Below are 21,677 nucleotides of genomic sequence, written 5' to 3' on the forward strand. Positions count from 1 at the left end.
GCACGCCGGGCAGCGGTGCACAGGAGCTGACGGCCCCGGCCGCCACCGGTGCGACGGCACCGGTGGCGGCCGGGGCCGCGCGAGCCGCCGGGACCGTTCCGCCGGTGGCGGCGGGGCGATCCGGATGCGGACCGCGCGGTCCGGAGCGAGGATCGAGATACGGGCAGTGGCCCGGCTGCGCCCCGACTCCCCGGGAGTCGGCCCCCTTCCCCGGCGCTCCGGTCCGCTTCCCGGCCGCCGTCGCCTCTCCCGCCGCGCGCCCGTCGCGCCCGGTACCCCGTACGCGGTGCGATCTCGGCGACCGGGTGCCGTCGCGGCCTTCGGCGTCACCTCCGGCCAGGCCCTGTCCGGAGCCGTCGGCCCGCTCATCGAAGTCCCGGTCCTGACCGGTCCCGTGCACGTGTCGCCGGCCTGGCGCGGGAAGTTCACGACGCGGAATAACCGGTGGCACACGGACGCGCGGTCCGCATAGCTTGGGCGCCCGTGACTGATGCCCCGAAGAGCACATCGCACGACGCGCCCACGACCCCCGCGGAACCGGCCACGACGGTACGGGCGACGGCGGCCGACCTCCCGCCCCTGCGGACCGGGGCCGCCGAGGGACTCTTCTCCGGAACGTACGCGGCAGCCACCGCCGCCTTCGCCGCGGTGATGTTCCTGACCGGGCTCGCCGCCCTGGCCGTGGTCCCCACCCTGCCGACCGCCGCACAGGATCTGGACGGGGTCGCTCTCTTCCCGCTGGTGGCGGGCTGCTTCGTGGCCGCGAGCCTGCTGGGCGGAGTGCTGGGCGGTCACTGGGCGGACCGCGCCGGCGCGCACCGCCCGCTGGCGGCCGGCATGGTGCTGGCGGTGGTCACCCTGCTCGTCTCGGCCGCCAGCACCTCGATCTGGCAGCTGGCCGCCGGACGCTTCGTGGACGGGGTGGCGGGCGGAATGGTCGCGGTGTCGATCAATGCCGCGATCGGTCAGGCGTACCCCGACCGTCTGCAGCCGCGTGCCCTGGCGCTGATGAGTGCCTGCTGGATCATCCCGTCGCTCGTCGGCCCCCCGCTGGCGGGGCTGGTGGCCGAGGCGTGGTCCTGGCGTGCGGTGTTCTACGGCCTCGCGGTTCTGACGGCGCTGCCGGCGCTGGCGGTCGTGGCCGTGCTGCGCGGCCGTTCCTGGCCCGTCGCGCCCGAACCTTCGGAGGACCGGGCCCCGCGGCCCGCGCTGATGGTCGCGGTGGCGGTCAGTGCGGGCGCGGCACTGGGGCAGTACGGAGCATCGGGCCGGGACGCCCGCCATCTGCTGTTCGCGGCGGCGGGACTCGCCCTGCTGGTGCTGTTCGCCTCACGGCTGCTGCCGGCCGGCACCTGGCGCGCCGGACGCGGTCTGCCCGCCACGGTGCTGCTGCGCGGGCTCAGTTCGGGAGTGTTCTTCACGCTGGAGGCCCTGGTGCCGCTGATGCTCGTCACCGGCCGGGACGTGGCCCCCGTCGTGACGGGTCTGGCCTTCACCGGCGCTGCCCTGGCCTGGGCGGCCTCCTCCTGGGTGCAGGGGCGCCTGCCGGAACGGACCCCCCGCCACCGCCTGGTCGTGATCGGTGCGCTGGTGCAGGTGGTGGCGGTCGTGATCGCCGCTGTCGGGTCGCTGCCCGGGATGCCGCCGGTCACCGCCGCGTCGTCGATGGTCGTCGCAGCGGTGGGCATGGGCCTGCTCGCCCCTTCCCTCACCGTGCTGTCGCTCTCCCACGCCCCGGCCGGGCGCCAGGGCTACGCCAGCAGCGCGATGCAGACCAACCAGAATCTGGGCCAGATCCTCGTCCTGGGCGTCGCCTCCGCCGTCTTCAACGCCTTCCTGGGCGCCGGCTCGAACGACCACGTCGGCTACGTGGCCGCCTTCGGGCTGCTGCTCGTGCCGGGCGTCCTGGCCGCCCTGCTCGCCACCCGGGCCCGCATCGTGTGAGGTGCGGCCCGGCGCGACCGGTGGCGGGCCGGGCCTGACGGCCGCACGGCGCACAAACGCCGGAAACGCGCCTTAATCAGGCGGAAAGCGATCCTGTGGGCAGAGTGCGGATATCTCTAGGCTCGGCCCTATGCGTGTACTTTTCGCCTCGACCCGCGGCTCGGGCCACTTCCACCCACTCGTTCCCCTCATCGACGCGTGCTCGGCACGGGGCGACGACGTCCTCGTCGTGGCCCCACCGGCACTCGAAGCGTTACTGGCGTCCCGGAAACAGCCGTACCGCATCGGCGGGGAGCCGCCCCAGGAGGAACTCGCGCGGGTCATGGAGCGCGGACTGACCCTGTCACCGGAGGACGGCGTCGCCATGATGGTCGGGGAGGTGTTCGGCCGGCTCGGCACCGCAGCGATGCTTCCCGCGCTGGAGGAGGCCTGCCGCGACTGGCGGCCCGACCTCGTCCTGCACGAGACGTTCGAGTTCGCTTCGGTGGTCGCCGCCGAGCGCCACGGGATCCCGCACGCCCGGGTCGCGGTCTCCGCCGCGAGGTTCACCGGCTCCACCGACCATCTGCTGGGCCCCGTGCTCGACCCGTACGGCCCCGGCATCGCCGAGCGGCTTCTCGCCGCCCCGTATCTGACCCGCCTGCCCGCTTCCCTGGATCCCTCGCCGTACGCCGCGACCCGCCGCTACCACGAAGACCTCCGGCAGGATTCCTTGCCGGACTGGTGGAACGGCGCGGAGGGGCCGCTCGTCCATGTCACCCTCGGCACCGAGGCGGGCGGCCTGCCCACCGCGGCCGGTCTGTACCGCGCGGTGGTGGAGGCGGTGAGTGTGCTGCCGGTGCGCGTACTGCTCACGACCGGGCACCGCATCGACGCGGCGGACATCGGACCGCTGCCGCCCCACATCCACGTGGAGCCGTGGGTGCCGCAGGCGGACGTGCTGCGCAGCGCCTCGCTCGTGGTCTGCCACGGTGGTTCGGGGACGGTCTACGGCGCACTCGCGGCCGGGGTCCCCGTGGTCTGCGTCCCCCTCTTCGCGGACCAGCCGGAGAACGCCCGGCTGGTGACCGAGGCGCGGGCGGGGGCCGCCGTCACCCCGACCGGCGGCCCGGCGGACGCGCCGCCGGTGCTGGGCCCCGACGACGTACGGAGCATCCGAGCGGCCGTCGAACGCATCCTCGGGGAACCCGCGTACCGTGCGCGGGCCCGGTCCCTGGCCGACGAGGTACGGACCACCGCCACCGCGGCGGAACTGCTCGCCGCCCTCGAACCGTGACCCCGGGCCACGACCGGGCCGCCGGCCCGCACGCCCGTACGGTGGGTGTCGCCGTGCGCAGGTGCTTCCACGGCGCACGGGCGGGCATGGGAAGGAGATGGCCCGAGTATCCGCACCCGTGATCGAGCTCGTCCGGCGTACGACCGAGCCCGTCGGGGCGCAGACCCTGCGTTCCACGGCGGCCGCGGTCATCGCCTACGTCGTGGCGGTGTGGACCCTGCCGCACCCCGCACCGCTCACGGCCCCGCTCACCGCGCTCCTCGTCGTGCAGGTCACCCTCTACGCGACGCTCACCACGGGCATCCGCCGGGTGAACTCGGTCGTGGTCGGGGTGCTCATCGCCACCGCGCTCAGCGCGCTGGTGGGCCTGAACTGGTGGAGCCTCGGGCTGACGATCTTCGCCTCGCTGATCATCGGGCGACTGGTGCGCGTCGGCGAGTTCGTACCCGAGGTGGCGATCAGCGCGATGCTCGTGCTGGGCGTCTCGCAGGTCGCGTCCACCGCCTGGGACCGGGTGCTGGAAACCCTGATCGGCGCCGGAGTGGGGTTGCTGTTCAACCTGCTCCTCGCACCTCCCGTATGGGTGCAGCCCGCCGGCGCCTCCATCGACGGCCTGGCCCGCGAGATGGGACGGACGCTCCGCGCGATGGGCCGGGACGCGAGCGGGCACATCACCGTCGAGCGGGCGGCCGACCGGCTCCACGCCGCCCGCCGCCTCGACCACGACATCGTGGAGGTCGACGCCTCGCTGCGGCAGGCCGAGGACAGCCTCACACTCAATCCGCGCGTCCGGCAGGGACTGCTGTACCGGGTCGTGCTGCGTACCGGTCTGGACACCCTGGAGATCTGCGCCGTGGTGCTGCGAGTGCTCTCGCGCACCCTCACCGACCTGGCCAAGGCCCGTACCGACGAGACACTGTTTCCCGCCGATGTGGCCGAGTCGCTGACGGAACTGTTCGGCCAGATGGCAGATGCCGTCGAGAGCTTCTCGGAGCTGATCACCACTCCGCTCGCGGAGAACGCCGAGGAGGCGGAGGACCGGCTGGCGCACGCACTCGTCGTCAGCCGTGCGACCAGGGACCGGGTGGCCGATCTGCTCCTCGAAGACGTCCGGGAACACCCCAGGCAGTGGCAGCTGCACGGCGCGCTGCTCGCCGAGGTCGACCGGATCCTGGACGAGCTCGACATCGACAAGCGCACGGAACGCCTCGGAAAGGAGCTGGACCGGCGTTCAGCGCAGCTCCATGAACGGCATCCCTGGCTGCGCGCCGTGTCACGCCGGCTGGGCGCCGGGCGGAGCTGACGGCCCGGCGCGCCGCGCGGCCCCGGGGTGGTGCCGGTGCCGGCGTCACCCGGAGGCCGGCAGGCGCTCGACGGCGACCAGCGCGGCATCGTCCCCCAGACGACCGCCCGCATGGCGCAACAGATCGGCGCAGAGCGACTCCAGCAGGGCGTCGGGACCCGCACCGCACCGCGAGGCGGCCCGCTCCCGCAGCGGATAGAACTTCCCCGACCGGTCCCGGGACTCGATGACACCGTCGGTGTACAGGAGCAGGGTGTCACCGGCCTGGAAGCCGAACGTCTCCGCGGTGTGTTCCGTGATCACCAGACGCGCCAGACCGAGCGGCGGGGCCGGGGTCCGCACCGCGAGCGGGATCACCTCGCCCGCGCGCAGCAGCAACGGCGGCGGATGACCACAGCTGACCAGGTGGAGCTCGGCGGCGTCGTCGGGGATGTCGAGCACGGCCGCCGTGACGAAGGACTCCGCGAGGTCCGGATCGTCCCCGGCGCACTCGTCCCCGCAGTCGTGCGAGGGGTCCTCCGGGTCCGGGACGATGCTCGTCTCCAGATGACCCACCAGTTCGGGCAGCAGCCACCGCTGGCGGGAAAGGGCGTGGAACGCGCCCAGGACGCTGGCCGCCTCACCGATCGCGGCGAGCCCCTTGCCGCGCACATCACCGATGATCAGACGGGTGCCTCCCATGGTGCGGGCGGCGGCGTACAGATCGCCGCCGATCTGCGCCTCGGCCTCCGCCGCCAGATAGACCGAGGAGATGCGCAGCGGGCCGCTCCGTCCCGGCAGCGGCCGGAGCACCACGCGCTGCGCCGCCTCGGCCACCGAACGCAGCTGGGTCACGGCCCGCTCGTTGCGGACTCGCAGACGGGCGAAGAAAGTGACGAAGCCGGAGATGAGTACGAGCGCGATGATCTGGTAGGTGTGGTTGAGGTCGTTGAGACTGGTGCTTTCGACGGCCACCAGTGTCTGCGCCAGCACGGCGACCGCACCGACGAAGGCGGTCATGCGCGGCCCGGAGAACGAGGCGGCCACCGCGGGCGCCGCCACCAGGAACGGTCCGAGGTGGACATCCGGCGGCGCCAGCATATCGACCACCGTGACGATGGCGATCAGTACGAACGGCATGGCCACGAGCGCGTTCCTGCGCCGCCGGGACTCATGGATCGACTGCAGGGACCACTGGGAAGCCATGTCTCCGGGATACCTCACCCGGTCCGTCTCCGCCCCTCGTACGGCTGCCGGGCGGGCCGGCGCGGGCGCAGCCGGCCTCGGGTCCTCCCGTGCGGCCGGCTGCGCCCGATGCCGAGGTCCCGGGGCCCGGGGTGCCTAGGGAACCAGCGGCGCGTCCGACAGGCGGGGCGTGGGCGGCGCGGCGCCGTCCAGCGTCGCGGAGTGCAGCGCGGCGTGCTCCTCGCGGGAGACGACCGACCGGCCGCCGCACACCGTGAGCCGGTTCCCCCGCGGGGTCGTCCACCGCACCTCGGCGCGGTCACCGGCCAGGTCCAGCTCCGGACCGGGCACGGGCCGCGCATCCGGCTCCGTTCCGGACGGCACGAGGGACAGCGTCCCCGCGGCGAAGGTGTCGCCGAGCTCCGCCCAGTCCAGCTCGGCCGGGGCCGTGCTCTCGAAGAGGACCACTTCGATCCGCACCCCGTCGGCGTGCGGGACCAGCCGGGCCGTGGGCGTACGGCCACCGAAGGCACCCCCGGCGAGCCGGAAGTCCAGCCGTGCCGTCCCCAGGTCGACTTCGACGGCGCCGTCGACCGATGATTCCGCCGCCACGGGCGGCGCACCGATCAGATCCACCACCAGACGCAGCGACCGCGCCCGGAACCGGTCGCCCGGCTCGATCATGTCGAGGTGGTGGTGCCGGTCGCCCGCAGGGCAGGCGAACCCCGCGAGCCAGGCCACGTGCGGGCCGCTCTGCACGGTGGAGAGCACGCCCGAGGCGAAGTCGAAGTCCTCCGCGCCGTCGTCCTTCATCAGGTGGACGTACAGATGTCCGGAGGTCCCGTCCGGGCGCACCCAGTGACCGAACAGCGGCCGTCGCTGGAGCCAGGTGTCCTGGTGATTCACGCTGCCCAGGGTGGTGACCGGATCCAGCCAGGTGGTGCCGGTCTCCGGGGCGGGACTCCCGGTGAACAGCTCCCGGTGCTCGTGCGCGCTCTCAAGCTCCAGCAGCCGGGGCCGGACCCAGTCGGGCATCCGGTAGTCCACGCAGGAGTCCAGCCCGGTCGACATCTCGCCCCGGATCGGGCGGGGCTCCGGGGCGCCGAGCAACCCGCCGACCGCCTTCGCCAGGAACGGCGGCACACCCAGGTCGTTGCTGTAGCAGCGGGCCATCGGGCCGGAGAGCTGGCGGGTCGGCGGGTGCCAGCGGGCCAGGAAGTGCAGCCAGAGACGGTCGTGCAGCCGGTCGTTGAGCTCCAGTACCTCCTCGTCGGTGACGTGCTCCCTGATCAGGGTCAGGGTCTGGAGCACGACGCCCCAGTACGACGGGCTGTTGAACTCGGTGAAGCTGCCGGTGCCGTCGACGGCCTGCGAGAGCCGCACCATGCGGTCCTTGCCGTACGCGAACAGCTCCTCGTCGTCGAGGACCTTCCCGGCGGCGAGCGTCACGAACGTGCCCATGACGGCGACGTTCGTGTACGTCAGGTGCACGTTCCTGCGGACGATGGCCGCGGCCGCGTGCCGCAGCGACTCGCGCAGTTCGTGCCGTACCCCGGCCGGCAGGCCGTCGCCGTGACGGGCGTGCACCAGCAGCAGGGCGATGCCGAGGAAGTCCGCCCAGTTCCAGTCGGCCGGGACCATCTCCGCCGCCGGTTCTTCGGCGTAGTAGCCCCAGATCCCGTAGGTGGCGTTCTCCGGCGACCGGTCCTGGAGCCCGGCGATGCGCAGGATCACGGAGTGGGCGCGCTCGGCATCGCCCTCGGCGCCCCGTTCCAGCAACAGCAGGGCGTAGTGCAGGGAGTTGCGGGTGGGGTGCGCGTGGCCACCCTTGATGTTGGTGTGGATGGGGTTGTACGGGGCTTCGACCTGCAGCAGGTTCGCCTCGGCGTCCCAGCAGCGATCGCCCTCGGCGAGGGCCGCTCGCAGCAGGGTTCGGTCGTACGCGGCGGCCGACCAGGCAGGGTGCACGGGATGTCCTCCAGCTCGCGATCGTCAGACCGACGATCTTCGTCAACGCTTGGGAAACGTTTTCCAGAGGCTAAGCCGACGTCAACGCTCCGGCAAGGGGCATACGGTGAACTCCTGCTCAGAAGCCCGCCCCCAACCCATTGACGCGGAGATATCGGGCAGTGCAAGGTGACCCCGGCTGGAAAACGCTTTCCAGCCGGTTTCCGGTCTGCCCTTGAATGGAGTCCCCGATGAGACCCTCCCTGCGCATCGCCCTGACGGGCGTCACCGCGGGTGCGCTCGTCTGCGTGCTTGCCTCGTGTTCCGGTTCCGGCGGCGATGCGGCTGCCGACGGCACGGTGACGATCACCGTCTCCGGGCGCCCGCCCGCCACCAACGCGGCCGCGCTCAAGACGTTCGACGCGCGGGTGGCGGAGTTCGAGAAGGCGAACCCCAGGATCAAGATCAGGACGAACGAGTACCAGTACGACCAGCAGAGCTTCCAGACCAAGGTGGGCGGCGGCAGCCTGGAGACGATCGTACGGGTACCGCTCACCGAGATGTCGGGCCTGATCAAGCGCAGGCAGATCGCCGATCTCACCGCGGACTTCAAGGGGCTGAAGCACAGCGAGGACTTCAACGACGTCGCGCTCGGGGCCGCGAAGGGCGTGGACGGCAAGCTCTACGGCATCCCCACCGAGGAGTACGCCCTCGGTCTCGTCTACAACCGCGACCTGTTCGAGAAGGCCGGACTCGACCCGGACAAGCCGCCGACCACCTGGTCCGAGGTCCGTACGGCGGCCAAGGCGATCTCCGGGAAGACCGGCGCCACCGGATACGCGCAGATGACCAAGGAGAACACGGGCGGCTGGATGCTGACCGCGATGGCGTACTCCTTCGGCGACAGCATGCAGGAGGAGTCCGGAGGCAAGTGGGTCAACACCTTCGACCGTGCCGGCAGTGGCGCGGAGAAGTCGCTGAAGGCGCTGAAGGACATGCGCTGGACGGACGACTCGATGGGCAGGAACCAGCTGCGCAACATCACCGACATGGAGAAGGACTTCTCTGCCGGAAAGATCGGCATGACGATCGCCGGACCGAGCTTGGTCGGTCACTACATCACGCAGTACAAGGGTGACCCGAAGGCCATCGGTCTCGGCGCCATGCCCGTCGACGGCGGCAACAAGCGGACCCTGGCCGGCGGCACCATCGCCGTGATCAGCCCCAGGGCCACCGCGCAGCAGCGCGAGGCCGCGACGAAGTTCATCGACTTCTACTACCTCTCCACCAAGTACGACGTCGCACTCGCCGAGAAGGACGCGACGGCCAGGAAGAAGGACGGAGCCGTCGTCGGAGTGCCGTCCGTCCCGTTCTACGAGCCGGCCGTCGCCGGCCCGGTCGACGCCGCCGTCAACAAGCAGGCCAATGTGCCGGTCGAGCACTTCGCCCCGTACAGCGAGTCGCTCGGCGACTACGAACTGGCCATCGAACCGTCCGTCGAGGCGCAGAACGTCTACAAGGCCCTCGACAGCGCGGTGCAGGCCGTGCTGACCCGCCAGGACGCCGACCCGGCGGAGCAGCTGAAGAAGGCCGCGGCGCAGGTCGCGTCCCAGGTGGAGCGGGCGCAGAACTAGCACCCCTTCGGCAGCGGAGCGTACGGAACATCAGGCAGTGAGCACAGCACGAGGAGAGGCGAGGAGACGTCAATGAGCGGGTCACAAGCGCCTGCGGCGCCCGCCGGGAACCGCACCCCGAAGGACCGGACGAGGAAACAGCGTTCCGCCGACCCGTCCGGGGCCCGGCCCAGGACCCCCGACGGGCCGCCGCGCACCGTCTCCCCGCACCGCGGCGGTCCGGTGGAACGCCTCGTCCGCTGGGCCAGGCAAGGAGGCGTCACCACGCTCCTGTTCGGCCTGCCGATGGTGCTGTGCTTCGCCTACTTCTCGTGGTGGCCGATCGTCCAGAGCGTGCAGCTCAGCTTTCAGCAGACCAATCTGGTCGACCCCGCCACCTGGGTGGGCCTGGACAACTTCCGTCATGTCCTGGACGACCCGCTGCTGTGGACGGCCGTCAAGAACACCGCGCTGTTCGCCGTGCTCGCGCTGGTGATCGGCTTCCCGGTGCCGCTCTTCCTCGCGGTGCTCATCGCCGAACTGCGGCGCGGCGGAACGCTGTTCCGCATCCTCGCCTACCTTCCGGTGGCGATCCCGCCGGTCGTCTCCGTCCTGTTGTGGAAGGTGTTCTACGACCCGGACGCCGGCCTGTTCAACCAGCTGCTGGCCCATGTGGGTCTCGGCCCCTACCCCTGGCTGCAGTCCACCGACACCGCGATGCTGTCGATCGTCCTGGAAGCCACCTGGGCGGGCTTCGGCTCCACGGTGATCATCTACCTGGCCGCGCTCGGCTCCGTACCCGGCGAGCTGTACGAGGCCGCCGAGATCGACGCGGCAGGCATCTGGCGCCGGGTCTGGCACATCACCCTGCCCTCGCTGCGCGGGGTCGTCCTGATCATGCTGCTGCTCCAGATCATCGGCACCCTGCAGATCTTCACCGAACCCTTCGTGATGACGGACGGCGGCCCGGAGGACTCCACACTCACCGTCCTGATGCTGATCTACAACTACGCCTTCCAGAACGGCGACTTCGGAGCCGCGACCGCACTCAGCGTCATGCTGGCCCTCGTGCTCGGCGTGCTCTCGGCGATCTATCTGCGGGCGACGAGGAGCTGGAGCAACTGATGGCCGTACAGATCCCCCTTCGCACCCGCCGCAGAAACCGCTCCGAGGAGAGCGGGCGCGGGCTCATCTCCAGCGCCGACCGGCGACGCACCTCCGTACGCCTCTCGCTCCGCTCCGTGCAGACCCTCTCGCTCCTGCTGCTGCTCGCCTTCGGGGCGGCACCCCTCTACTGGACGTTCAAGGGGGCCGTCTCGCCGACCCAGGAGCTGCTGCGCGATCCGCTGGCCCTCTGGCCCGGCCACGCGCAGTGGGACAACCTCTCCCGCGCCTGGGACGAACTCCAGGTCGGCCAGTACCTCTGGAACACCGTGGTCCTGGTCACCGGCTCCGTCGTCGCCCACCTCGTGGTCGCCACCACCGGCGGCTACGTCCTGTCCGTGCTGCGCCCCAAGTGGGCCGCTCCCGTGCGGTGGATGGTGCTCGCCACCCTCTTCATCCCCGGCTCCATCTCCCTGGTGGCGCTCTACCTCACCGTGCTCGACCTGCCGGGCCTCGGCATCTCGCTCGCCAACAGCCCGTGGGGCGTCTGGCTGCCGCACGCGGCCAGCGCCTTCACCGTGCTGATCGTGATGAAGTTCTTCGACGGCATCCCGCGCGAACTCTTCGAGGCCGCCAAGGTCGACGGCGCGGGCCCCTTCGTCATCTTCCGCCGGATCGTGCTGCCCATGTCGCGCCCGATCCTCGCGGTGGTGACCCTGCTGACGGTCATGAACTCCTGGAAGGACTTCCTCTGGCCGCTGATCGTCATCCCGGACACCGAGAAGCAGCCCATCTCCGCCGCACTGCCGCGCCTCGCGGAAACGGCGGAACAGTCGCTGCTCATCGCCGGGATGCTGCTCGCCATCCTGCCCCCGGTCGTGCTGTTCCTGATCTTCCAGCGGCAGATCGTCCGCGGTGGGGGAGGCTTCACCGGCCTCAAGGGATGAGCAACACCCGGGCACCGGTGCGGATTCCCCGTCCGCGTCGGCCGACGGCGGCAGCGGTGCGCGCCGACGGCAGACGGGCCGGTGTGCTCCGCCGGGGTACAGCCGACGGAGCACACCTCCACCCGGGAACCACCGAAACGCACCGCTCCGATCCGATCGAGAGGAAGCCTCGATGGAACAGAACGGCACGATCCGGCCAGGTCCTCTGGTTCCAGCCAGAGTAATGGGTCGCCCGAGACGGTCCGCGGCATGGGGCGGCGCGGCCGCCCTGCTCGGCTGCCTGCTGGTGGCGGCACCGCTGCCCGGCACGGCCCCGGCCGCCCACGCGGCCGGCACCCTGACCGTCACCTCGCCCGACCTGATCTTCGTCAAGGGCCAGGCGAAGATCACCCTCACCTCCGACCAGGCCTCGGTGGCCTGGAAGGCCGTCGACGACCAGGGCCAGACCGCCGCATCGGGCACCGCCCCGGTCTCGGGCGGCACGGCCACCGTCGACGTCACCACGCTCGGCAGCGGCTACTACACGCTCACGGCCACCGCCGGCACCACCACCCGCACCGCCAACTTCGGCGTGCTGACCGCCCTGACCGGCAAGGAACAGCAGGACACGCGCTTCGGTACCGGCATCCACTACGGGTGGAACGGCGGCGACGACCAGAAGCTGCTGCGCTCGGTCAAGCTGATGGGCATGCACGGGATCCGCTCCGACATCAACTGGGGCGCCATCGAGAAGACCCCCGGCACGTACTCCTGGAGCAGCTACTCCACCGACCAGCACATCCCGTACGCCAAGTCGCAGGGGCTGACCGCGCTGCCCATATCCGGCTACCGGAACCCCAACTACGACAGCAATCGGACACCGGCCTCCGACGCGGCGCTCGACGCCTACGGAAAGTTCACGGCCGCCGCCGTGGAGAAGTACCAGCAGTCCTCCAAGGAAATCGAGATCTACAACGAGTACAACTCGACCGGCTTCAACAACGGCACCTGCGGCATCACCGCCGACTGCTACCTCAAGCTGCTCCAGGCCAGCTACGGCAAGGTGCACGCCAAGGTCCCGGACGCCACCGTCGTCGGCGGCGGCCTGGCCGGCCTCCAGACCGACTGGCTGAAGCGGCTGTACGCGATCGGCGGCCTGAACTACCTGGACGCGCTCAGCGTTCACCAGTACGGCTACCCGAACCCGCCCGAGACCGCGCTGTCGACGCTGCCCCAGGTACGCGCCGACCTGGACGCGGCGGGCGGCAAGGACGTCCCGCTCTGGATCACCGAGAACGGCTACCCGACCCACAGCGACGGCGTCACCCCCGCCCAGCAGGCCGCGTACGTGCCGCGCGCCCAGATCTTCTCCTTCGCCTCGGGCGTCAGCCGCTACTACTGGTACGACCTCACCAACGACGGCACCGATGCCACCAACAAGGAACACAACTTCGGCGCCTTCAAACGCCCCACCGCCGAGGTCGAGGCCTGGCAGCCCAAGCCGTCCGTGGTCACCGAGGGCGTACTGATCCGGCAGCTCGCGGGCCGCGCGTACGCCGGCCGCGACGACGCCGGATCCGCCGACGTCCGCTCGTACCGCTTCGGCACCGGGAGCGACACGGTCCGGGCGCTCTACACCACCGCCGCGACCCCGGGCACGGCCGAGCTGTCGGCCACCGGCCCGGTCACCGTCACCGACCAGCTGGGCCACGAGAAGACGTACCTCCCGGTCGGCGGCAAGGTGCAGCTCGGCATCGACGGCACGGTGCTGTACGTGAAGGGTGCGGTCAGCGCGGTCAAGGCCGCGAGCGGCCCGGTGTTCTCCCTCCGGCTGCCGCAGCACTCCAACACGGAGGAGACCGTCGACGCGGTGCTCCAGGTGGACGGCACCAAGGGCCGGACGCTGCCGCTGCGCTACGACTTCCGGATCGCGGGGGAGAAGTACCGGGTGACCGCGCGGCCCGGCAAGCTCGTCCGGCAGACCGTCCAGCTGCCCACCTCGGCCCTCACCGGCCCGCGCACGGTCAGCGGCACGGTCGGGCTCGGGCCGGTGAACCTCGCCCGCCTCACCTCCGACACCGAGGTGGTGCCGCCGACCCAGGTCACCTTCGACCCGGTGGTGAAGCAGGCGGCACCGTTCGCCGCCGCGCTCAAGGTCACCGTCACCAACAACCGCGCCCGCTCCGCGCTCGACCTGACCAAGCTGGAGTGGCAGGTGAACGAGGGCACCGCCTATGTGGACCGGGGCACCATCGACGGACCGCTCGAGGTCGGCGCCGGGGCCAGCACCTCGTACACCGTGGACACGCGCGCCATCAAGCCCTGGAACCGCTACTGGACGGCCGCCTACATCAGCGCCCCCGACGGCACCAGGACCCCCGTGGGCAGCTGGAACGGCTGGGGCGCCGTGCAGCCCGCCGGTACGGACACCACCACGCCCATCGACATCGCCGCCCAGGGCACGCAGTACTACTCAGGCGGCTACCAGGGCGCGGCCGACCTCTCCGGCACCATCCGGCCCCAGTACACCGACGCCGGGCTCGTGCTCAAGGGCGCGATCACCGACAACGTGCTGGCGCAGCCCGCCACCACCGCCGAGAACATGTGGCAGGGCGACAGCATCCAGTTCGCCGTCACCCCCCAGCTGCCCGGCCGCAGCAAGCAGTACGTCGAGGTCGGCGCCTCGATCGTGGGCGGCAAGCCGCAGGTCTACACCTGGCGGGCACCGTCCGGCCAGTCCGCCGGTCCGACCCCCGGCGCCACCGCACAGATCACCCGTGACGGCACCACCACCCGCTACACGGTGACGGTGCCATGGGCATCGCTCGGCCTGGCCGGCAAGCCGACCGCGTCCATCGGACTCGGCATCGCCGTCAACGACATCGACAACGACGGCCGGGCGCGCGGCTGGTCCGAGTGGGGTTCGGGCATCACCAACAACTCCAAGAGCGCCGCCGGCCTGCGGGCCGTCCAGCTGACCGACTGAACCACCCCCATGACGGGCGGGGCCGGGTGCACCTGACAGCACCCGGCCCCGCCGCTCCATGCCGTACCACCGCACGGCAGACTGTTCCGGAATCCCACCGTGAGGAGACCAGCTCCATGGCCCTGTTCGACATGCCGCTGCCCGAACTCCGCGCCTACCGGCCGCAGATCGACGAGCCGGACGACTTCGACGCCTTCTGGGCGAAGACCCTCGCCGAGACGCGCGCCCACGACCCCGCGGTCTCCTTCGAACCCGTCGAGACCGCGCTGACCGGCCTGCGCACCTGGGACGTCACCTTCGCCGGCTTCGGCGGCCATCCGATCAAGGGCTGGTTCAGCGCCCCCGCGGACGCGGAGGGCCCGCTTCCGCTCGTCGTCCAGTTCCACGGCTACAACGGCGGCCGCAGCCTCCCGCACTGCTGGGGCATGTGGCCGCTGGCCGGCTTCGCCCACTTCATCATGGACGTGCGCGGCCAGGGCAGCGGCGGCAATGTCGGCGACACCCCCGACCCGGTCGGCTCCGGCCCCTCTCACGCGGGCTTCATGACCCGGGGCATCGAGGACCCGGAGAACTACTACTACCGCCGGGTCTTCGCCGATGCCGTACGCGCCGTCGAGGCCGCCCGGTCCCATCCGCTCGCCGACCCCGCCCGCACCGTCGCCCTCGGCGGCAGCCAGGGCGGCGGCATCACCCTCGCGGTCGGCGCACTCGTCCCCGACCTGGCGGCCATCGCCGCCGACGTCCCGTTCCTCTGCCACTTCGGACGGGCCGTCACGCTCACCGACTCCAACCCGTACGCGGAGATAGCCGGCTACCTCAAGATGCACCGCGGCAAGGAGGAGACCGTTCTGCGCACCCTCTCGTACTTCGACGGAGTGTCCTTCGCCGCCCGGGGCAGCGCCCCCGCGCTCTTCTCCGTCGCGCTGATGGACCAGGTCTGCCCGCCGTCCACGGTCTTCGCCGCCCACAACGCGTACCCGGGCGAGAAGGAGATCGAGGTCTACCCGTTCAACGGGCACGAGGGCGGTGCCATGTTCCAGGAGGCCGCCCAGCTCCGCTGGGTCCCGAAGGCGCTGGACGGGGCGGTCTGAACCCGGCCGTGCCCCAGCCGGGGTGTTGTGCATCACGGACAGGCCGTGGACAGCGTGTATATGGTCCATCGGGGCACGTCAACGCCCCGTGACGGGCCGAGGACAAGGGCGAACAGTGCGGCAGAAGGCCTATGCGCAGGCGATGCGCGTCATCGCGTGCGCGCTGATGGTGTGGCAGGTCTGGATGATGTGGTACATCTCCAGCCACGAGGCGGTGGGGGTGAAATGGTCCTGCGACCTGGCCGGGGGCTGTGCCAGTGACCAGCTCGCGTCCATGTCCCCGATGCTCGGCATCGCCTTCGCGGTCGCCCTCGGTCTGCTCTCTGCCCGCTACCTGCACCGAGCCGCGCCGGGTGCGATGATCGCGCTCTCCGCCGTCGCGGCCGCAGCCGGCTGGTACGACGCGCTGGCGGAGGGGCAGGTCGAGCGGTCCACCGTCACCAGCTTCCACATCTTCCTCCCGCTGGGCGATTTCTCCGTCTCCCAATGGCTCACCTTCCTGTGGTCCGCCGCGGGCGTGGGCTGCCTCGCCGCCTGGTGGGGCGCGGCGGTCAGCCTGCGGCGCAGCGGGGGGCTGCGCAGGCTCGACCGCCGGTACACCACGGCCGACGCGGTGATCGAGGGCTGGCGCTCGGCGGGCCGCAAGTACGGCGAGGTCACCGTGGTGTTCGACGACGCGGCCGGGGTGCGCCACGAGGTCCCGGCCGTCGTGGAACGCATCGCCCTCAGACGGGACGTCCTCGCCCTCTACGACGCCGACCGTCCCGACGACCCGGCACACACCAGGGTCGTCGTCCCCCGCCGGAAGGTGCTGCGCCGCTCATGACCACCTCGACCCAGACCGCGTCCTCCCTGCGCGGATTCCTCAGGCTGTTCACCGTGGTGTCCGCGATCGGCACCGGTCTCGCGCTGGCCGCGCTCGTCCAGGGCGCCGTGGACGGCCCCCGCTGGCTGCTGATCCTCGCGCTCCCCGTGACGGCCCTGGCGCTGACGGCGTACGGGAAGGCGGCCGAGGACATGAAGTCCGGCGTCGCCGCCCCCGCGCTGCGCTCCGGCGGCCCGCGCGCCTTCGCGCCCGCCGTGGTCAACGGAGTGAAGGCGGTGAACAAGGAGAACGGCCGGACGGCCGTCGACGGGCGGGCCCTGAACTCCGTGTTCGCCTTCGACCTGACCGTGGTGGCCGACGAACTGCCCCCGTACCGGATCGAGGTCCGTCACCCCCTCGACCTGCAGGGGCTGCTCCACAAGTCCAGGGCGGTCGTCGAGTACGACCCCGAGCAGCCCTGGCGCGTCGTCGTCCCCGACAACCCGCCGCGCGAGTGGCTGGCCCGCACGGAGAGCCTCGTCCCGCCCGCGGGCCAGGTGAAGCGTCGGGCCGGCGGCGTTCCCCCCGGGTTCCGCGCGCTGGTGTCGGGCGTGGTGATCGCGGCCGTACTGCTGGTGCTGGTACGGGTACTGGGCTGAGAGGCCGTCGGTCTCCTCCCGGCCGCCACGGGCTCAGCCGTTGCGCGGATACTTCTTGAGCACCTTGCCGTTGATGTCGGCCCGCAGATAGGCGCCGCCGTACTCGTCCGAGACGTAGACGCTGAGCGTCGGCTGGTAGTCGTCGAACGGGGAGGCCGGGTCGATGTCCACGTAGTGGGTGGTGGGCTCGGCGACACCGAGCTCCTTGTCCGCCCGCCGTATCAGCCCTGGCAGGGCGTCCCAGTCGAACTTCTCCAGGTCCACGGATCTGGCGCCCGACATGAGGGTGCCGCCCGCCCGGTCCCGGGTGGCCTTGCCGTCCCGGTAGGTGAAGACGTCGTACAGGGCCTTGTTCTTCGCGACCGGGGCCTCGGCGCTCGCGTGCACGTCGTACAGCGTGAACGAGGTGACCCTGGTGCCGCCCATCACCGGCTTGAGCTCCGCGATGACGGACCGTGCGGCGGAGGGTGTCAGCAGGTTCTTGGTCGGGGCCGCGGCCTGTGGTGTGTTCTTCTTCCCGCCGGCCTCGGTGGCGGCACCGCCCGGGGCGGACGGGGCGCTGCCGGAGACCTTCGTGTCCGGGCCGGGCACCTCCGTGTCCGCGTCGGGCACCAGCGACCACACCAGCGCACCGGTCAGTGCGGTACCGGCGAGCGCGGTGGTGATCGCGACGGCACGGCCCCGCCGGACCCGGCGGCGGACCTCCTGGGTCCCCAGCGTCGCGGGCGCCGGACGCGGGGGAGCGGTGACGGGCCGACGCCCGGGCCCCCGCGTGCCGGAGGGGCCCTGGACGGGGGCGGTGGGCAGGACGGTGGTCGGGCCGGACCGGCCGTAGCCGGGCGGCACCGCGTCCTGCCGGGTGGGCGGGTCCTGGCGGGGCGGTACGGCATCCCGCGGCGCCGCACGGCCCGGTCCGGGCGACGGCGCCGGATCGCCCGCCGACGCCAGCATCCGGTCGAGCTCCTCGGGACCCGGCCGCGCGGCCGGGTCCCGGATCAGCAGCGCTTCCAGCACCGGAGTCAGCGCACCCGCCTGCCGGGGCGGCGGGATCTCCTCGTCCAGCACGGCCGCCAGCGTCGCCAGCGTGGTGGCCCTGCGCAGCGGATGCCGGCCCTCCACGGCGACGTACAGCATCATGCCGAGCGACCACAGGTCCGACGAGGGGTCGCCCTCGTCGCCGCGGATGCGTTCGGGCGCCATGTAGTCGGGGGAACCGATGAGGGAGCCGGTCGCCGTCAGACTGGTGGACTCGCGGATCGCGGCGATGCCGAAGTCGGTGAGCACCGGGCTCCCGTCGGCCCGCAGCAGTACGTTGGCGGGCTTGACGTCGCGGTGCAGGATCCCGGCGGCATGGGCGGCGCGCAGCGCGGACAGCACCCCGCGGCCCAGCCGGGCGGCCTCGGCCGGGGTGAGCGTCCCCTCGGCCAGCCGCTCCGCGAGCGAGGCGCCGGGCACCAGCTCCATCACGATCCACGGGTACGTACCGTCGCCGCCGTCCACGATGTGATGGACCGTGACGACACCCGGGTGGTCGAGCCGGGCCAGCGCACGGGCCTCGCGCAGCACCCGCTCGCGCAGCAGCCTGGCCGACTCCGGGTCGTTCTCGGCGAGCGCCGGGTCCGGGGGCCGTACCTCCTTGAGCGCCACATCGCGGTGCAGGGCCAGGTCGTGGGCCCGCCACACCATGCCCATACCGCCACTGCCGAGCCTGTCCACCAGCTCGAAACGGTCGTCGATCACACGGCGCACAGGCCCCCCAGCGGTCATGGAAAAAGAGTACGGGGCAGGTCCGCGACGATGCGCACCCACCCCGTACGCCTCACACTTCGGCGTTCGGCGTGAGCCTGAGCGTCACGATCTGGAAGGGCCGCAGCACCAGCCGCACCGCGTCGCCCTCCACCTCGGCGGTCTCGTCGGCGAGCGGACGCTCCAGCAGATCGGTCACGCTCGCACCGGCCAGTGCGAAACCCGCGGTCAGACGTGCCGAGGCCCGCCCGCCGTGCGCCTCGTGGAGCCGGACCACCACATCCCCACTGCCGTCGTCGGCGAGCTTCACGGCGGTCACCACCACCGCGTCGTCGTCCACCGAGACCAGCGGGGCCACCTCGGCGCTGCCCGGCACCCGGCGCTCGGGAAGGCTGAAGTGCCAGCCCTCGCGCACCGCGTCGCCGATCGTCGCCCCCGGCAGCAGCGCGTACCGCAGCCGGTGCACCCCCTGGTCGGTCGCGGGGTCGGGATAGCGGGGCGCCCGCAGCAGCGACAGCCGCACCGTGGTCGTCGTCGAACCGTCCTCACGGACCGTACGGGTCACGTCGTGCCCGTACGTCGAATCATTGATCAGCGCCGCACCCCAGCCCGGCTCGCCGACATGCAGGAAGCGGTGGGCGCAGATCTCGAACTTGGCCGCTTCCCAGCTGGTGTTGGTGTGCGTCGGCCGCTGGACGTGCCCGAACTGCGTCTCCGCCGCGGAGTGATCGGCGCGCACATCGATCGGGAACGCCGCCTTGAGGAACTTCTCCTGCTCGTGCCAGTCGACCTCGGTGTCGATGTCCAGGCGCCGGGCACCGGGCCGCAGCGTCAACGACTGGGTGACGCGGGAGGAGCCGAAGGTACGCACCACCTCGACGCCGTCACCGCTGCGGCGCACCACGTCGGCCTCGGTCAGATCGGTCACCGTGTTGCGGTAGAAGGCATCGACGTCCCACGCGTCCCAGCGGTTGGGCAGATCCGGGTGGACCTGGAGCAGATTCGCCACGCAGCCCGGGGCGACCGTCTCGCGCCCCGCCACCAGGTCGAGGACCGAGACCACGAGCCCCCGCTCGTCCACGGTCACCCGCAGCAGTCCGTTGTCCAGCCGGAAGCCGGAGCCGAGCTCCTCGACCTCCACCGCGGGCTCGGGGTCCCGCGGCGCGAGCGCGGCGCCGCCCGCCGCGACGCCGGCCCGCTCGTGCGGAGCGGCGTTGAACACCACCGCGGAGCCGGTCTCCGGCGCGCCGGCCAGCGCCCGCTGCGCCGCCCCGATCACCGCTTCGAGCTCCGCGGCGATCCGGGCGTACGTCTCCTCGGCCTCCCGGTGCACCCAGGCGATCGACGAACCCGGCAGGATGTCGTGGAACTGGTGGAGCAGCACGCTCTTCCAGATCCGGTCCAACTCCTCGTGCGGATAAGGGAATCCGGTCCGCACGGCGGCGGTCGCCGCCCACAGCTCCGCCTCCCGCAGCAGATGCTCGCTGCGTCGGTTGCCCTGCTTGGTCCGTGCCTGCGAGGTGTACGTGCCGCGGTGCAGCTCCAGATACAGCTCGCCCAGCCACACCGGCGGCCGGTCGTACTCCGCCTCGGCGGCGGCGAAGAACTCCGCGGGCCTCTCGATCGTCACCCGGGGCGAACCCTCCAGATCCGCGAGCCGCTCGGCGCGGGCCAGCATCTCGCGGGTGGGGCCGCCGCCGCCGTCGCCCCAGCCGAACGGCACCAGCGAGCGCGTGGCACGGCCCTTGTCCCGGAAGTTCGCCTCGGCGTGCGCGAGCTCCTCGCCGGACAGCTCGGCCACATAGGTGTCCACCGGGGGGAAGTGTGTGAACACCCGGGTGCCGTCCAGTCCCTCCCACAGGAACGAATGGTGCGGGAACGGGTTCGTCGTGTTCCACGAGATCTTCTGGGTGAGGAACCAGCGCGAACCGGAGAGCTTCACCAGCTGCGGCAGCGCCGCCGAGTAGCCGAACGAATCGGGCAGCCACACCTCCTCGGTCTCCACCCCGAACTCCTCCAGGAAGAACCGCTTGCCGTACACGAACTGCCGGGCCAGCGCCTCCGACCCGGGCATGTTGGTGTCCGACTCCACCCACATCCCGCCCACCGGCACGAACTGCCCGGCGGCGGCCTTCTCCTTGACCCGGGCGTACAGCGCGCTCTGGTGCTCCCGCAGCCAGTCCAACTGCTGCGCCTGCGACATCGCGAAGACGAACTCCGGGCAGTCGTCCATCAGCGCCACCACGTTGGAGGTGGTGCGGGCGACCTTGCGCACCGTCTCCCGCAGCGGCCACAGCCACGCCGAGTCGATGTGCGCGTGACCCACCGCCGACAGCCGGTGGGCGGAGGCGTGCGCGGGAGAGGAGAGCACGGCGCGCAGCCGCTCCCGGGCGGCGGGCGCGCTCGCCCCCACGGCGTCCAGGTCCAGGGCGTCCAGACACCGCTCCACCGCGCGCAGGATCTCCCAGCGGCGCGCCGATCCGAGCGGCAGCTGCCGCATCAGCTGGTCGAGCACCTCCAGGTCCTGGACCAGCTCCCACACCTGCCGGTCGAAGACCGCGAGGTCCATCCGCTCGACCCGGTACAGGGGCTCGCCGCCCGCCGTCGCGCGGTCGCCCAGCGCACTGACGCCGTCCAGGATCTCCGGATTGGCGGCGGCTTCCAGGAGATACGTGAACTCCTCGCCGCCCGCGACCGGTTCGCCCACCCGCAGCCAGGTGTTGCGCGGGTTGAGCGCCTTGACCACGCTGCCGTCCGGCCGGTGCGCCAGCGCCTCCGCGGAGAACCCGGGCCGGTCCTTGGCGAAGCCGAGGTCGATGACCGCTTCGACGGTCTCACCGGCCCACCGGTCCGGGACACGGCCGGTCACCCGGAACCAGCTGGTGCCCCAGGCCGGCCCCCAGTCGTCGCCGACGGCACCGGGCTCGAAGGGGGCGGCCACGGCCTCGGCGAAGGGCACCGGTTCGCCGGGGGCGTGCCAGACCTCGAACTCCAGGGGCACCGAACGGGGATGGACGGCGGGACGGATGCGCTCGCGCAGGGCGCGGTCGAGGCGCTCCTCGGTCAGTGTGCGGTCGTCATGCATGAGTGAAAGGCCCCTCTGAACGAAATGT

14 protein-coding genes are annotated in these 21,677 nt (G+C 71.8%); 10 read left to right on the top strand and 4 right to left on the bottom strand.

Annotated features, from left to right (window positions below):
* Window positions 1-579 precede the first annotated feature (579 nt).
* From AB0D53_RS30530 to AB0D53_RS30540, 3 genes are all read left to right on the top strand, one after another.
* Window positions 580-1,944, top strand: a complete 1,365-nt coding sequence (locus AB0D53_RS30530; RefSeq protein WP_362452418.1) for an MFS transporter — start codon at window positions 580-582, stop codon at window positions 1,942-1,944.
* A gap of 130 nt (window positions 1,945-2,074) precedes the next feature.
* A complete protein-coding gene (locus tag AB0D53_RS30535) occupies window positions 2,075-3,220 on the top strand; it encodes a glycosyltransferase (protein ID WP_362452301.1) in 1,146 nt (381 codons plus the stop codon).
* A gap of 97 nt (window positions 3,221-3,317) precedes the next feature.
* Entirely contained in the window at window positions 3,318-4,523 is a 1,206-nt protein-coding gene (locus AB0D53_RS30540; RefSeq protein WP_362452302.1) for an aromatic acid exporter family protein, read from the top strand.
* A 45-nt stretch (window positions 4,524-4,568) separates the two neighbouring features.
* Here AB0D53_RS30540 and AB0D53_RS30545 read toward each other — a convergent pair whose 3' ends face one another.
* Both AB0D53_RS30545 and AB0D53_RS30550 read right to left on the bottom strand, forming a co-directional pair.
* Complete coding sequence (locus AB0D53_RS30545; RefSeq protein ID WP_362452303.1) at window positions 4,569-5,708, bottom strand: PP2C family protein-serine/threonine phosphatase; 1,140 nt, start codon at window positions 5,706-5,708, stop codon at window positions 4,569-4,571.
* A gap of 135 nt (window positions 5,709-5,843) precedes the next feature.
* Window positions 5,844-7,655, bottom strand: coding sequence for a hypothetical protein (locus AB0D53_RS30550; protein WP_362452304.1), 1,812 nt, complete (start codon window positions 7,653-7,655; stop codon window positions 5,844-5,846).
* Between the two features lie 230 nt (window positions 7,656-7,885).
* Here AB0D53_RS30550 and AB0D53_RS30555 point away from each other — a divergent pair, with 230 nt between their 5' ends.
* The 7 genes from AB0D53_RS30555 (at window position 7,886) to AB0D53_RS30585 (ending at window position 16,818) form a co-directional block, all read left to right on the top strand.
* The gene (locus tag AB0D53_RS30555) at window positions 7,886-9,268 is read left to right on the top strand and encodes an extracellular solute-binding protein (protein ID WP_362452305.1); all 1,383 of its coding nucleotides are present in this window, start codon (window positions 7,886-7,888) and stop codon (window positions 9,266-9,268) included.
* A gap of 72 nt (window positions 9,269-9,340) precedes the next feature.
* Window positions 9,341-10,372: a sugar ABC transporter permease gene (locus AB0D53_RS30560; RefSeq protein ID WP_362452307.1), complete on the top strand. Its 1,032-nt coding sequence runs from the start codon at window positions 9,341-9,343 to the stop codon at window positions 10,370-10,372.
* Complete coding sequence (locus tag AB0D53_RS30565; RefSeq protein ID WP_362452308.1) at window positions 10,372-11,298, top strand: carbohydrate ABC transporter permease; 927 nt, start codon at window positions 10,372-10,374, stop codon at window positions 11,296-11,298. The genes AB0D53_RS30560 and AB0D53_RS30565 overlap by 1 nt, the downstream gene beginning before the upstream one ends.
* Before the next feature lie 223 nt (window positions 11,299-11,521).
* Window positions 11,522-14,263, top strand: a complete 2,742-nt coding sequence (locus AB0D53_RS30570; RefSeq protein ID WP_362452309.1) for a hypothetical protein — start codon at window positions 11,522-11,524, stop codon at window positions 14,261-14,263.
* Between the two features lie 116 nt (window positions 14,264-14,379).
* Entirely contained in the window at window positions 14,380-15,354 is a 975-nt protein-coding gene (locus AB0D53_RS30575) for an acetylxylan esterase (RefSeq protein ID WP_362452310.1), read from the top strand.
* 115 nt (window positions 15,355-15,469) lie between these two features.
* Window positions 15,470-16,180 carry a hypothetical protein gene (locus AB0D53_RS30580; protein WP_362452312.1) on the top strand — a complete coding sequence of 237 codons (711 nt, stop codon included), beginning with the start codon at window positions 15,470-15,472 and terminating at the stop codon, window positions 16,178-16,180.
* Window positions 16,177-16,818 (top strand): hypothetical protein, encoded by a 642-nt coding sequence (locus AB0D53_RS30585; protein WP_362452313.1) that lies wholly within the window; start codon window positions 16,177-16,179, stop codon window positions 16,816-16,818. Before AB0D53_RS30580 ends, AB0D53_RS30585 begins: the two co-directional genes overlap by 4 nt.
* 33 nt (window positions 16,819-16,851) lie before the next feature.
* On the opposite strand, the gene AB0D53_RS30590 is transcribed toward AB0D53_RS30585, so the two are convergent.
* Complete coding sequence (locus tag AB0D53_RS30590) at window positions 16,852-18,585, bottom strand: protein kinase (protein WP_362452314.1); 1,734 nt, start codon at window positions 18,583-18,585, stop codon at window positions 16,852-16,854.
* Window positions 18,586-18,637: 52 nt separating this feature from the next.
* A complete protein-coding gene (locus AB0D53_RS30595) occupies window positions 18,638-21,649 on the bottom strand; it encodes a glycoside hydrolase family 38 C-terminal domain-containing protein (RefSeq protein ID WP_362452315.1) in 3,012 nt (1,003 codons plus the stop codon).
* Window positions 21,650-21,677 lie beyond the last annotated feature (28 nt).

The sequence above is a fragment of the Streptomyces sp. NPDC048295 genome (assembly GCF_040652135.1).
Classification (GTDB): domain Bacteria; phylum Actinomycetota; class Actinomycetes; order Streptomycetales; family Streptomycetaceae; genus Streptomyces.

Bases quoted from the DNA above. Each gene is read 5' to 3' on its own strand.
- AB0D53_RS30535 (WP_362452301.1), top strand. From the start codon at position 2,075: ATGCGTGTACTTTTCGCCTCGACCCGCGGCTCGGGCCACTTCCACCCA.
- AB0D53_RS30540 (WP_362452302.1), top strand. From the start codon at position 3,318: ATGGCCCGAGTATCCGCACCCGTGATCGAGCTCGTCCGGCGTACGACC.
- AB0D53_RS30545 (WP_362452303.1), bottom strand. From the start codon at position 5,708: ATGGCTTCCCAGTGGTCCCTGCAGTCGATCCATGAGTCCCGGCGGCGC.
- AB0D53_RS30555 (WP_362452305.1), top strand. From the start codon at position 7,886: ATGAGACCCTCCCTGCGCATCGCCCTGACGGGCGTCACCGCGGGTGCG.
- AB0D53_RS30560 (WP_362452307.1), top strand. From the start codon at position 9,341: ATGAGCGGGTCACAAGCGCCTGCGGCGCCCGCCGGGAACCGCACCCCG.
- AB0D53_RS30565 (WP_362452308.1), top strand. From the start codon at position 10,372: ATGGCCGTACAGATCCCCCTTCGCACCCGCCGCAGAAACCGCTCCGAG.
- AB0D53_RS30570 (WP_362452309.1), top strand. From the start codon at position 11,522: ATGGGTCGCCCGAGACGGTCCGCGGCATGGGGCGGCGCGGCCGCCCTG.
- AB0D53_RS30575 (WP_362452310.1), top strand. From the start codon at position 14,380: ATGGCCCTGTTCGACATGCCGCTGCCCGAACTCCGCGCCTACCGGCCG.
- AB0D53_RS30585 (WP_362452313.1), top strand. From the start codon at position 16,177: ATGACCACCTCGACCCAGACCGCGTCCTCCCTGCGCGGATTCCTCAGG.
- AB0D53_RS30590 (WP_362452314.1), bottom strand. From the start codon at position 18,585: ATGACCGCTGGGGGGCCTGTGCGCCGTGTGATCGACGACCGTTTCGAG.
- AB0D53_RS30595 (WP_362452315.1), bottom strand. From the start codon at position 21,649: ATGCATGACGACCGCACACTGACCGAGGAGCGCCTCGACCGCGCCCTG.